Source organism: Dechloromonas sp. H13, assembly GCF_009469615.1.
Lineage (GTDB): Bacteria > Pseudomonadota > Gammaproteobacteria > Burkholderiales > Rhodocyclaceae > Azonexus.
In genome coordinates this window covers 366,512-378,368 of sequence record NZ_SSXX01000001.1, presented here as the reverse complement: position 1 = coordinate 378,368, position 11,857 = coordinate 366,512, and the positions used below count along the sequence as shown (strand labels likewise).

The following is an 11,857-nucleotide window of genomic DNA, read 5'->3' as shown; positions in this document are numbered from 1 at the left end:
TGAATTGCGATCTTGCGAATCCGATCGGAATTTCCAGTTGACCGCAGCGCTTTGCCAATGCTCCCGAATGCCGACGCCGTTCGGGAGCGGTTAGGGCAGGCCGCTGGTTTCGGGTAAAATCTTTTTTTCATTCAAAGCGGCACCCTGCCGCCCCTGGCCCGAAAACGACCATGAACCAGAATACCTCCCTTTCCTACCGTGACGCCGGTGTCGATATCGATGCCGGCGATGCCCTCGTCGATCGCATCAAGCCGCTCGCGAAGAAAACGCTGCGCGAGGGCGTGCTGGGCGGGATCGGCGGGTTCGGCGCGCTGTTCGAGGTGCCCAAGCGCTACAAGGAGCCGGTACTGGTGTCCGGCACGGACGGCGTCGGCACCAAGCTGCGCCTGGCGTTCGAACTGAACCGCCACGACACCGTCGGCCAGGACCTGGTCGCGATGAGCGTCAACGACATCCTGGTGCTCGGCGCTGAATCGCTTTTCTTCCTCGACTATTTCGCCTGCGGCAAGCTTGACGTCGATACCGCCGCCAGCGTCGTCGGCGGCATCGCCAAGGGCTGCGAACTGGCCGGCTGCGCGCTGATCGGCGGCGAGACGGCCGAGATGCCGGGCATGTACCCGCCGGGCGAATACGACCTGGCCGGCTTCGCGGTCGGCGTCGTCGAGAAGTCGCAGGCCATCGACGGCAAATCCATCGCCCCGGGCGACGTCGTGCTCGGCCTGGCCTCGTCCGGCGCCCATTCCAACGGCTACTCGCTGGTGCGCAAGATCATCGAGCGCTCCAACCCGGACATGAACGCCCCGTTCGACGAAGTGGACGGAAAAGCGCGCACGCTGGCCGACGTCGTCATGGCGCCGACCCGCATCTACGTCAAGCAGGTGCTGGCCACCATGCAGAAGGTGACGATCAAGGGCATGGCGCACATCACCGGCGGCGGCCTGCTCGAAAACGTGCCGCGCGTGCTGCCGGAAAACACGGTCGCCGAACTGCAGAAGGCCGCCTGGCCGCGCCCTAAGCTTTTCGACTGGATGCAGGCCGAAGGCAATGTCGCCGAGAACGAGATGCACCGCGTCTTCAACTGCGGCATCGGCCTGGTCATCGTCGTCGCCGCCGCCGATGCCGAGGCGGCGATGGCCGTGCTGCAGGCGCAGGGCGAGGCGGTGTATCGCATCGGCCGGATCCGGGCGCGTCAGGGTGACGAAGCGCAGACCGTCGTGGTCTGACTGGCGATCGCGGGTCGCGGCGCTTGCCTGCGGCCTGCTGTTGCTGAATTCGCCCGGGCCGCTGCGGGCGGCGGAGAAATCCGCGCAAAAATCGACGAAGCCTGTTGCGGTCAACAAGGCCGGCGCGGCAAAAAAGAAGGCGAAAAAGCCGGCGGCACCGCCGCCAGCCGCCGAGGTCGGCGCTGCCGACATCATCGAATGGGAAACGACGGGCCTGCACGGCTCCGCCAGTTTCTACGGCGGCGACTTCCATGGCCGGCGCACCGCCACCGGCGAGACCTTCGACCTGCGCGGCTTCACCGCCGCCAGCAATCATTTCCCCCTCGGCAGCTGGGTCGCCGTGCGCCGCCTCGACAACAACCGCTGCGCCATCGTCAAGGTCAATGACCGCATGCACGCCAAGCACCGGCGGCGCGTCATCGACGTTTCGCGCGGCGTCGCCGAATATCTCGACATGATCCGCGCCGGCGTCGTGCTGGTACGCGTGGCTCCGCTCAAGGGCAACCCGCACAACGACCGCTCGTGCCAGGCATCGTTCGAAGGCGAAACGCCACAACCCGATCCGGTCGACACGAGGAGCTGGCGCGCGACGCCCTATGAGGCGCAGCTCGACGCCATGCACTGACCGGATATTTCTCCCGGCCCGCCGGGGACTTCGCTACAATGGAACCGACTACTGACTGTCTGGTCAGTTAAAAAATACAATGGTGTTCCCCATGCAGAAAAAATCCCGACTCGGCATCATCGCCCTTGCGCTGGCCGGCCTCGCCGGCCTCGGCTACTACGCCTACACGGCGAATCGTGCGCCCGCCGCGGCGCCCGGCGCGACCGGGGGCGCGGCAGCCAAGCCGGCCGGCGGTCCGCCGGGCGGTTTCGCGATCGCCGTCGAGGTGGCGAAGATCGCGGCGGTCGATTTCACCGACGAAGCGAGCGCCGTCGGCAACCTGAAATCGAACGAATCGGTGGTCATGCGGCCGGAAACCGCCGGGCGCATCGCCGCCGTCAATTTCAGGGATGGTGCCATCGTCGGCAAGGGCGCAGTACTGGTGACCCTCGACGCGGCGGTCCAGGAGGCGGAGCTGGAGCAGGCCCGGGCGAACCTGGCGCTGGCCCGGAGCAACCACAAGCGCAACCAGGAACTGCTGGAGAAGAAATTCGTCACCGCGCAGGCGCTCGACAATTCGGCGGCGACGCTCAAGGTGCAGGAAGCGGCCGTCCAGCTGGCCGAGGCCAAGGTCGGCCGGATGCGCATCAAGGCGCCGTTCAACGGCATGGTCGGGCTGCGCAACGTCAGCGTCGGCGATTACGTCAAGGAAGGCCAGGACCTGATCAACATCGAGGACATCGGCACGCTGCGCGTCGATTTCAAGCTGCCGGAGACCTACCTCGGGCGGGTGGTCAAGGGTCAGGTCGTCGAGGTCCGCACCGACGCGCTGCCCGGCGAGCAGTTCAAGGCGGTGCTCGATGCCGTCGACCCCATGGTCGACCAGAACGGGCGGGCGATTTCCAGCCGCGCCCGCCTGGATAACGCCGGCGGCAAGCTGCGGCCAGGCATGTTCGTGCGTGTCCGCCTGCTGTTCGGCGACCGCAAAAATGTGCTGATGGCGCCGGAACAGGCGATCGTGCCGGGGGCGCAGCCGACGGTGTTCAAGGTGGTCGACGGCAAGGCCACGGCGACCCGGGTCAAGCTCGGCGTGCGCCGGGCGGCGCAGGTGGAAATCGTCGATGGCCTGGCGGCCGGCGACGTGGTGGTCACCGCCGGCCAGCTCAAGCTGCGCGACGGCGTGCCGGTGCGGGCGATCGGCGAAGGCACGCCGGCGGCGCCGCAGGGCGCCGGCATGGAAGGCATGTCGGGCATGGCGCCGGCCAAGGCGGCGGAAGCCAAATGAGGATTTCCGAGATCTGCATCAAGCGGCCGGTCTTTGCCACCGTGCTGTCGCTGGTGGTGATGCTGATCGGCATCGTTTCCTACACCCGCCTGCCGGTGCGCGAGTATCCGAAGATCGACGAGCCGGTGGTCACGGTGGACACGACGTATCGCGGCGCCTCGGCCGAGATCATCGAGTCGCAGGTGACCAAGCCGCTCGAGGATTCGCTGGCCGGCATCGAGGGCGTCGAGGTCATCACCTCGATCTCGCGCGCCGAGAACAGCCAGATTTCGGTGCGCTTCAAGCTCGAACGGGCGCCGGATTCGGCGGCGGCCGATGTCCGCGACCGCGTCTCGCGGGTGCGCAACAAGCTGCCCGATTCGGTCGACGAGCCGGTGATCGCCAAGGTCGAGGCCGACGCCAATCCGATCATCTGGCTCGCCTTCTCGTCGGACAAGCATTCGGCGCTTGAAGTCACCGATTTCGCCAGCCGCATCGTCAAGCCGCGCCTGCAGACGTTGCCGGGGGCGGCCGACGTGCGCATCTTCGGCGACCGCAAGTTCGCCATGCGCATCTGGCTCGACCGCGCCCGCCTCGCCGCCTACCAGCTGACCCCGGCCGACGTCGAGGACGCGCTCCGGAAGCAGAACGTCGAGGTGCCGGCCGGGCGCATCGAGAGCCGCGAGCGCGAGTTCTCGGTGGTCGCCAATACCGACCTGACGAAGCCGGAAGAGTTCGGCGCCATCGTCGTCAAGACGGTGAACGGCTATCCGGTGCGCATCGCCGATCTTGGCCGCGTCGAGATCGCCGCCGCCTCGGAGCGCAGCTCGGTGCGCTTCAACGGCCGCTCGGCGGTGGCGCTCGGCGTCATCAAGCAGGCGACCGCCAACCCGCTCGAACTGTCGAAGGCGTTGCGCGCCGACCTGCCCAAGATCACCGGCGAGCTGCCGCCCGGCATGCGCGTCGACATCGCCTACGATTCCTCGATCTTCATCGACCGCTCGATCGAGGCCGTGTTCAAGACCATCGGCGAGGCCATCCTGCTGGTGCTGGCGATCATTTTCTTCTTCTTGCGCAACTTCCGGGCGACGCTGATCCCGCTGGTCACCATCCCGGTGTCGCTGGTCGGCGCCTTCGCCATCATGTTCATGCTCGGCTTCACGATCAACACGCTGACCCTGCTGGCGCTGGTGCTGGCCATCGGCCTCGTCGTCGACGACGCCATCGTCGTGCTGGAAAACATCTTCCGCCACATCGAGGAAGGCATGCCGAGAATGAAGGCGGCCCTGCAGGGGTCGCAGGAAATCGGCTTCGCGGTGGTGGCGATGACGCTGACCCTGGCCGCCGTGTACGCCCCGGTCGCCTTCATGACCGGGCGCACCGGCAAGCTGTTCATCGAGTTCGCGCTGACCCTGGCCGGCGCCGTGCTGGTCTCCGGCTTCGTCGCGCTGACCCTGTCGCCGATGATGTGCTCGCTGCTGCTCAAGCACGAGGAAAAGCACGGCAAGGCCTTCCTGATGATCGAAGGTTTCCTGAACTGGCTGAATTCGGGCTACAAACGGGTGTTGACCGCAGCGCTCGCGCGGCGCTGGATCGTCATGGGCGGCTTCGTCGCCGTCGCCGCGTCGTGCGTTGCCCTGCTCGGCGCGCTGAAGTCGGAGCTGGCGCCGGTCGAGGACCGCGGCGTCATCCTCGGCGTCTTCCTCGGGCCGGACGGCGCGACGCTCGACTACACCGACAAGTACGCACGCCAGATCGAGGGCATCTACAGCCAGACCAAGGATGTCGAGCGTTTCTTCGTCGTTTCCGGCAACCCGACCGTCGGCCAGGGCATTTCCTTCGTCGGCCTGACCGACTGGAAGGCACGCGACCGCCGCTCGCCGGACGTCGCCAAGGAACTGTTTCCCAAATTCATGGGCATTCCCGGCGTGCTGGCCTTCCCGGTGACGCCGCCGTCGCTCGGCCAGAGCCCGCGCGAGCGGCCGATCAATTTCGTCATCGTCACCTCGGCCTCCTACGAGGAGCTGCAGGACGTGACCAGCCAGTTCCTCGCCGACCTGGCGAAGAACCCGGGCCTGACCAACGTCGATACCGACCTCAAGCTGAACAAGCCGGAGCTGTCGGTCGAGGTCAAGCGCGACAAGGCGGCCGACATGGGTGTCCCGGTCGAGACCATCGGCCGCACGCTGGAAACGCTGCTCGGCGGGCGTCAGGTGACGCGCTTCAAGCGCGACGGCGAGCAGTACGACGTGATCGTCCAGGTCGCCGACAGCGGCCGCACCAACCCCGACGACATCCGCGACATCTATGCCCGCGGTCGCGACGGCAGCATGATCTCGCTCGATAACCTGGTCGGCGTCAGCGAGACCGTCGCGCCGCGCGAACTCAACCACTTCGGCCAGCGCCGCGCGGTGACTATCACCGCCAACCTGGCGCCTGGCTACACGATGGGCGAGGCCCTGAGCTTCATGGACGGCGTCGCCAACCAACTGCTCAAGCCCGGCTACGCCGTCGACTACAACGGCCAGACTCGCGAGTTCCGCCAGTCGTCGTCCTCGCTGGGGCTGACCTTCACCCTCGCGCTCGCCTTCATCTACCTGGTGCTGGCGGCGCAGTTCGAGAGCTTCCGCGATCCGTTCATCATCATGCTGACGGTGCCGCTGTCGATGGCCGGCGCCCTGTTGGCGCTGTGGCTGACCGGCGGCACCCTCAACGTCTATAGTCAGATCGGGCTGGTGACGCTGGTCGGCCTGATCACCAAGCACGGCATCCTGATCGTCGAATTCGCCAACCAGCTGCAGGAAAAGGGGCTGGAACTGAAGGCGGCGGTGATCGAGGCGGCGACGCTGCGCCTGCGGCCGATCCTGATGACCACCGGCGCCATGGTGCTCGGCGCCGTGCCGCTGGCGCTGGCGACTGGCGCAGGCGCCGAATCGCGTCAGCAGATCGGCTGGGTCATCGTCGGCGGCCTGTTGCTCGGCACATTCTTCACGCTGTTCGTGGTGCCGACGGTCTATACGTTGCTGGCAGCGCGCAAGATGCCTGAGCCCGTCGCCGCCTTGGCGGCCTCGTAATCAGGAGTACACGCATCATGGATTCCACCGCAGTCGCGCGCAGCCACTGGTCGAGCCGCTGGGCCTTCGTCCTGGTGACTGCCGGATCGGCCATCGGTCTCGGCAACATCTGGAAGTTTCCCTACATGACGGGCACCAACGGCGGCAGCGCCTTCGTGCTCGTCTACCTGCTCTGCATCGCCTTCATCGGCGTGCCGCTGCTGATGGCGGAAACCATGCTCGGCCGCCGCGGGCAGGCCAACCCGGTCGGTTCGATGCGCCGGGTGGTCGCCGAAGCCGGGGCGCATCCCGGCTGGATCGCCATCGGCTTCATCGGCATTCTCGGCGCGCTGATGATCCTCTCGTTCTACAGCGTCGTCGCCGGCTGGATTCTCGACTACGCTGCGCGTTCCTTCTCCGGCTTCTCCGGCCTGACCAGGGAGGAGGCCGGCGCCACCTTCGCCGCGCTGCTCGCCGATCCGCTGCGCCTGATCGGCTGGCACACGGTGTTCATGATCCTCACCGCGGCGGTCGTCGCGAGCGGCGTCACCAGCGGCATCGAGCGCGCCAACAAGATCATGATGCCGGCGCTGTTCGCCATCATCGTCGCGCTGATCGTCTATGGCATCGTCGCCGCCGACATGGCCGCAGCGCTGCGCTTCATGTTCCACTTCGATTTCGGCGCCGTCCGCCGCGAGGTCGTGCTCTCGGCGATGGGCCATGCCTTCTTCACGCTCAGTCTGGGCATGGGGGCGATCATGGCCTACGGCTCCTACCTCGACCGCCGCACCTCGATCATGCGCACGGCCTTCTACGTCGCCCTGGCCGACACCGGAATTGCCCTGATGGCCGGCCTCGCCATCTTCGCGATCGTCTTCGCCCAGGGGCTGGAACCGGCCAGCGGCCCGGGCCTGATCCTGCAGACGCTGCCGCTGGCCTTTGCCCAGATGCCGGGGGGCGCGGTGGTCGGGCCGCTGTTCTTCATCCTGGTCATTTTTGCCGCGTGGACCTCGTCGATTTCGCTGATGGAGCCTTTCGCCGCCTTTCTCATCGAGCGCTTCGGGCTGTCGCGCGGCGCTGCGGTCGGCGGCATGGGGCTGGTCGCCTGGCTGCTCGGCATCGCCGTCGCGCTGTCCTTCAACGAATGGAGCGGCTTCAAGATTCTCGGGCTGGGCGTTTTCGACCTGCTCGACACCCTGACGACCAAGATCATGATGCCGCTGGCCGGGCTGCTGATCGCGCTGTTCGTCGGCTGGGTCATGCGCCGCCATCATGTCGCGGAGGAAATGGGCCTGTCCGGGGCACAGCTGGGGGTCTGGCTGAACGTCCTGCGCTTCGGCTCGCCGCTGGCGATCGGCCTCATTTTCCTGCACGTCGTCGGCGTCATCGGCTGAAGCCAGCCCGGCCGGGCGCCGGTTCAGGCGCCGAGAAAGGTCGCCGTGCGGGCCGCGATCCGGTCTGCGAGTGCCGGGTCGAGGCAGTCGTAATTCTCGGCTTCGAAGGAATTGGTCAGCCAGGTGATCTGGCGCTTGGCCAGCTGGCGCGTCGCGAAAATCCCGCGGTCGCGCAGTTCCTTCAGCGGAATGATGCCTTCCTGCGCCTCCCAGGTCTGCCGGTAGCCGACGCAGCGCATCGACGGCAGGTTCAGGTGCAGCGTGTATTTCGCGCGCAGCATCCGCACTTCCTCGTCCAGCCCGGCCAGCAGCATCTCGTCGAAGCGGCGGGCGATGCGTTCGTGCAGCACCGCGCGCTCGGAAGGCAGCAGGCCAATCGAGAGGAGGTCGTAAGGCGGCTTTTGCTGTTCGCTCTCAGCCAGCAGTTCCGACATTGGCCGTCCCGTCAGGCGATAGATTTCCAGCGCGCGTTGCAGACGCTGGCTGTCGGTCGGATGCAGCCTTGCTGCGGTCGACGGGTCAAAAGTGGCCAATTTCGCGTGCATCGCCGGCCAGCCCTCGGCGGCGGCTTCGGCGTCGATTTCGGCGCGCAAGGCCGCATCGGCCTGCGGCAGATCGGCCAGCCCGTGCAGCAGGGCGCGGAAATAGAGCATCGTCCCGCCGACCAGCAGCGGCACCTTGCCGGCCGCCGTGATCTCGGCCATCGCCGCCAGCGCGTCGCTGCAGAAGCGGGCGGCCGAGTAGCTTTCTTCCGGCGAAATGAGGTCGATCAGGCGGTGGGGGTAACACGCCAGCGTGTCGCGATCCGGCTTGGCAGTGCCGACATCCATGTCGCGGAATACCTGCGCCGAGTCGACGCTGATCAGCTCGACCGGAAAGCGGTCGGCCAGCGCCATGGCAACCGCCGTCTTGCCCGAGGCGGTCGGGCCCATGAGCAGGATGGCGGGGGGCAGGCGGGGAGGATTCATGGCGGCGAATGCTACCACGCACGCCAGCGGCAAGGCCGGCCTATAATCGCGCCATCATAGGGGGAGAAGCCATGCCGCTCGTTCCGTGCCGCGCCTGCGGCCACCAGGTCGATACCTCGGCCGAAGCCTGTCCCGGTTGTGGAGCCACTAACCCGGGGCGCAAGATGAGCCGCCAGCAGCACGACCTGATCGTGCTGCTGATTCAGTTGGTGATCGGCTTCGGCGTGCTGTTCATCGCTGGCAACATGGCGTGGAATGCGGTCGGGCCGATCATCAAGCAGCAGATGGCGAAGCCGGCGAACGGCTGAACGGCCGGCAGGGCGCCGCCTGCTTACCAGGCCAGGGTGAAGCGGAATTCCGCGCGGCTGGGTTCCTTGTTCGTGACGCGGACGATGGCGGTGAAGTTGTTCGCCTCGTCGGGCTGCTGGGTGACCTCGACGGTGCCCGGGCCTTCGACGTTTTCCAGATGCACGGTGAGCGGGCGCGCCGGCAGGAAGCCCTGCACGCGATAGTTCTGGTGCTGCCGGCGCAGGCTGCGCCCGGAGACGACGTTGACCCGGACGCTGCGATGGCGGAGCGAGATGTCGATGGTGCCATCGACATCGCCGCGCCAGACGATGTTGTTGCCTTGCCGCGGGTCGGCTGCCGCGGTCGGCGCGGCGGTTTCCCCGGCGCCGGCCGGCAGGGCGAAGGCAACGCTGCAGATGCAGAGCAGGGCGCTTGAGACAAGTCGGGCTAGGGGGTTCATGGCGGCGCTGTTTCCTCGTTGGGAGAGCCGTCGAGAATACGTCAGCAGCCGAAGCCTGTCTATTCGAAGCGCATTGCCGGGCATGGGGCGACGGGATCTCCCGAAAGGCCGTGCTGGCTGGCAACCTGGCGCAGCCTCTCCCGTCCTGGCGCGCGAGGGTTCAGCGCCGCGCGCCGCCCTCGTCGGCCGCGTCGGCGTGCATCGCCGAGGTTTTCAGCCACTTTTCCAGATCGGCGAGTGCCTGCATGTAGCGACGCTGCCGCTCGGCTGCCGATCCCTCGGCAACCCGGCCGAGCGGCCGCCACAGCGCTTCGGGCACGCCGGCCAGCGTCGCGTGCATGCCGATCAGCGCGGTCGCCGGGATCGGCGCCATGTCGCCCGGCGATTCGAGCGCCGCGGCCTCGGTGCCGACGTGGGCGGCGAACAGGAACAGATGCCGCAGGCGCGGCGAGCAGGCCCGTTCGATCTGGGCGGCGCTGCCGGCGACGTCACTTTCGATGCGCTGGGTGAGGCCGCTGAAATCCGCCGCGGTGCGCACCGGCAACGGGACCGGCGGGTCGATGCCGAGGTGCTCGGCGGTTTCGCGCAGCCGGCGTAGCGGCACGGCTACCGGTTGTGCCAGCTGGCGCATCGTTTCCTCGCTTTGTTGCCCGTAGCCGCCCAGCCACTGGCTGAGGTAGCCGAAGTCGTAGCCGAGAAGGAAGACCTGCCACGGGAAATCCGCTGCCAGCCGGGCCTCCAGCGGGCGCGAGCGTTCGGCGATGGCGCCGGCTTCGGCGGCGAAGGTGCGCGCCGGATCATTGAACGTCCAACCCCGGTGGGCCAGCTGGGTCGCGCCCCACATCCAGGTTTCCTGGATGGCGAGGTAGAGGAGGGTGATCGCCAGCGTGGCCAGCAGGAAACGCCGCGCCTCCCGCCGGCGGGCGCCTTGCTGCGCGGTGTCGAGTTGGGTGCCGGCCAAGGGAGTTTCCCGAAGATGACAACGGGGGTAGGCTATCACCGTTCCGGCACAACGGGGGCGGGGCGGTGGATGGCGGCGAACTGAGTGTGCATTTCACGAACAGCGTGCTGGTCACGGCGGCGATCGCGGTGTTCGTGCTTTGGCGTTACCGGCAGGCCATCCTGACCGGCATGACGCAGGGCGCCTGCGCGCCGCTGCCGTTGCCCGCAGCGGTAACGCCGGCCGTGGCCGGGAGCGGCGGCGGCCATCCGCTGGCCGGCGAGCGATCGCTGCGCCGTCGCATCGTTGCCGCCTGGCTGCTGACGACCGCGCTCTGCGCGCTGCCGATGGCGCTCGTTTACATGGTCGCGGCGGATTTCGGCAAGGCGCCGACTTATGCGCTGGGGCTGACGCTCTGCTACACGATCGCCGCCCTGCCGATGATCGCCGCCACGCTGGCCTGGCAGCCGCTGCGCATCCTCGGTGCCCTGATCGCGATGATGCTCTGCTTCGCCGGGCTGGTGCTGGCGGCCGGCGTCATCGAGCGCTCGCTGGGCGGGCGTCCGGTCGGCTGGCAGATTCTCGGCCTGATCCCGCTGTTCTTCGAGCTGGCCTGGAACCAGCTGGGGATGGCCGGCCTGTTCTGGCTGTTTTCCTGGCCGGTCCGCCTGCGCGGCGTAGTGCCGGTCACCTTCGCCGCGGTGCTGGTCTTCGGGCTGGCGCCCTTTGCCGGGTCGCGGCTGACGGCGGTCCTGGCCGGCACCGAATTCGGCACGCCCTGGGTGCTCAGGCTCGGGCTGAACGGGATTTTCCTGCTCATCGCGCTGCCGGTCGGCTGGCTGGCCTGGCGCCGCCTGCACCGGCTGGCCGAAGATTACGAGGCCAAGCGCTTTTCCGATGCGCAGTTGCTGGCGCGGACCTGGTGGCTGATGCTGGTCGTCACCATCGGCTTCGACATCCTGATCGCCCGCGAACAGGCGGGCATCGCGCTGCTGCTGATCGTCGGGGAAATCCTGCTCTTCGCCCCGGTCAACGCCTGGGCCTTGCGCCGGCTGGGCGTCGCCAGGCGCTCCGAAGCGGCACCGACCCTGCTGCTGTTGCGCGTGTTCGGCTATACCGCGCGCACCGAGCGCCTGTTCGACCGGGTGGCGTCGCGCTGGCGGCTGATCGGCCCGGTGACGATGATCGCCGCGCCCGACGTCACCGCCCGGACCATCGATGCCGGCGACTACCTGCGCTGGCTGACCGGGCGCGTCGACGAGTTGTTCGTCAATTCGCGCGCCGACCTGGACGCCCGGCTGGCCTCGCTCGATCTGCAGCCCGACCCCGACGGGCGCTTCCGGATCAACGAATTCTGCTGCCGGGAAGCGACCTGGCAGGCGACCGTCGTCGAGCTGATGTTGCGCGCCGATGCAGTCATCATGGACGCGCGCGGGCTGACCCCGGCGCGTCGCGGCTGCGAGTTCGAGCTGCAGCAGCTGGCGCAGCGCCTGCCGTTGCGGCGCGTGGTGCTGGTCGTCGATGCGACGACCGACCGTTCGCTATTGCAGCTGGCGTTGGGCGACGGGGTGAACGACGTCAGGCTGGTCGAGGTGCGCCACGCCCGGGATGCCGACCGGGCATTCGACGCCCTGGCGGCGGTTTGCGCGTGATTGCGCGGGCG

At 67.7% G+C, this 11,857-nt stretch carries 10 protein-coding genes; 7 read left to right on the top strand and 3 right to left on the bottom strand.

Annotated elements, in window-relative coordinates; translation table 11 throughout:
- Positions 1-170: 170 nt before the first annotated feature.
- The 5 genes from purM (at position 171) to GH660_RS01830 (ending at position 7,538) form a co-directional block, all read left to right on the top strand.
- Entirely contained in the window at positions 171-1,223 is a 1,053-nt protein-coding gene (purM, locus tag GH660_RS01850; protein WP_153144868.1) for a phosphoribosylformylglycinamidine cyclo-ligase, read from the top strand.
- The gene (locus GH660_RS01845) at positions 1,195-1,848 is read left to right on the top strand and encodes a septal ring lytic transglycosylase RlpA family protein (RefSeq protein ID WP_194266202.1); all 654 of its coding nucleotides are present in this window, start codon (positions 1,195-1,197) and stop codon (positions 1,846-1,848) included. Before purM ends, GH660_RS01845 begins: the two co-directional genes overlap by 29 nt.
- Positions 1,849-1,939: 91 nt before the next feature.
- Positions 1,940-3,112 (top strand): efflux RND transporter periplasmic adaptor subunit, encoded by a 1,173-nt coding sequence (locus GH660_RS01840; protein ID WP_153144866.1) that lies wholly within the window; start codon positions 1,940-1,942, stop codon positions 3,110-3,112.
- Positions 3,109-6,165 carry an efflux RND transporter permease subunit gene (locus tag GH660_RS01835; RefSeq protein ID WP_153144865.1) on the top strand — a complete coding sequence of 1,019 codons (3,057 nt, stop codon included), beginning with the start codon at positions 3,109-3,111 and terminating at the stop codon, positions 6,163-6,165. Before GH660_RS01840 ends, GH660_RS01835 begins: the two co-directional genes overlap by 4 nt.
- A 17-nt stretch (positions 6,166-6,182) precedes the next feature.
- Positions 6,183-7,538 carry a sodium-dependent transporter gene (locus GH660_RS01830; protein ID WP_153144864.1) on the top strand — a complete coding sequence of 452 codons (1,356 nt, stop codon included), beginning with the start codon at positions 6,183-6,185 and terminating at the stop codon, positions 7,536-7,538.
- A 23-nt stretch (positions 7,539-7,561) separates the two neighbouring features.
- Here the strand turns inward: GH660_RS01830 and miaA are convergent, their stop codons facing one another.
- Positions 7,562-8,506 (bottom strand): tRNA (adenosine(37)-N6)-dimethylallyltransferase MiaA, encoded by a 945-nt coding sequence (miaA, locus tag GH660_RS01825; RefSeq protein WP_153144863.1) that lies wholly within the window; start codon positions 8,504-8,506, stop codon positions 7,562-7,564.
- A 71-nt stretch (positions 8,507-8,577) separates the two neighbouring features.
- On the opposite strand from miaA, the gene GH660_RS01820 reads away from it, so the two are divergent.
- A complete protein-coding gene (locus tag GH660_RS01820) occupies positions 8,578-8,814 on the top strand; it encodes a hypothetical protein (RefSeq protein ID WP_153144862.1) in 237 nt (78 codons plus the stop codon).
- A 23-nt stretch (positions 8,815-8,837) separates the two neighbouring features.
- Here GH660_RS01820 and GH660_RS01815 read toward each other — a convergent pair whose 3' ends face one another.
- Together GH660_RS01815 and GH660_RS01810 are read right to left on the bottom strand one after the other, a co-directional pair.
- Positions 8,838-9,254, bottom strand: coding sequence for a hypothetical protein (locus GH660_RS01815; protein WP_153144861.1), 417 nt, complete (start codon positions 9,252-9,254; stop codon positions 8,838-8,840).
- Between the two features lie 160 nt (positions 9,255-9,414).
- On the bottom strand, positions 9,415-10,215 hold the full coding sequence (locus GH660_RS01810; RefSeq protein WP_153144860.1) for a hypothetical protein: 801 nt from the start codon (positions 10,213-10,215) through the stop codon (positions 9,415-9,417).
- Positions 10,216-10,301: 86 nt separating this feature from the next.
- Here GH660_RS01810 and GH660_RS01805 point away from each other — a divergent pair, with 86 nt between their 5' ends.
- Positions 10,302-11,846, top strand: coding sequence for a hypothetical protein (locus tag GH660_RS01805; RefSeq protein WP_153144859.1), 1,545 nt, complete (start codon positions 10,302-10,304; stop codon positions 11,844-11,846).
- The last annotated feature ends 11 nt before the right edge of the window (positions 11,847-11,857 follow it).

Coding starts and splice junctions, on each gene's coding strand:
- purM (WP_153144868.1), top strand. CDS start 171: ATGAACCAGAATACCTCCCTTTCCTACCGTGACGCCGGTGTCGATATC.
- GH660_RS01840 (WP_153144866.1), top strand. CDS start 1,940: ATGCAGAAAAAATCCCGACTCGGCATCATCGCCCTTGCGCTGGCCGGC.
- GH660_RS01835 (WP_153144865.1), top strand. CDS start 3,109: ATGAGGATTTCCGAGATCTGCATCAAGCGGCCGGTCTTTGCCACCGTG.
- GH660_RS01830 (WP_153144864.1), top strand. CDS start 6,183: ATGGATTCCACCGCAGTCGCGCGCAGCCACTGGTCGAGCCGCTGGGCC.
- miaA (WP_153144863.1), bottom strand. CDS start 8,506: ATGAATCCTCCCCGCCTGCCCCCCGCCATCCTGCTCATGGGCCCGACC.
- GH660_RS01820 (WP_153144862.1), top strand. CDS start 8,578: ATGCCGCTCGTTCCGTGCCGCGCCTGCGGCCACCAGGTCGATACCTCG.
- GH660_RS01815 (WP_153144861.1), bottom strand. CDS start 9,254: ATGAACCCCCTAGCCCGACTTGTCTCAAGCGCCCTGCTCTGCATCTGC.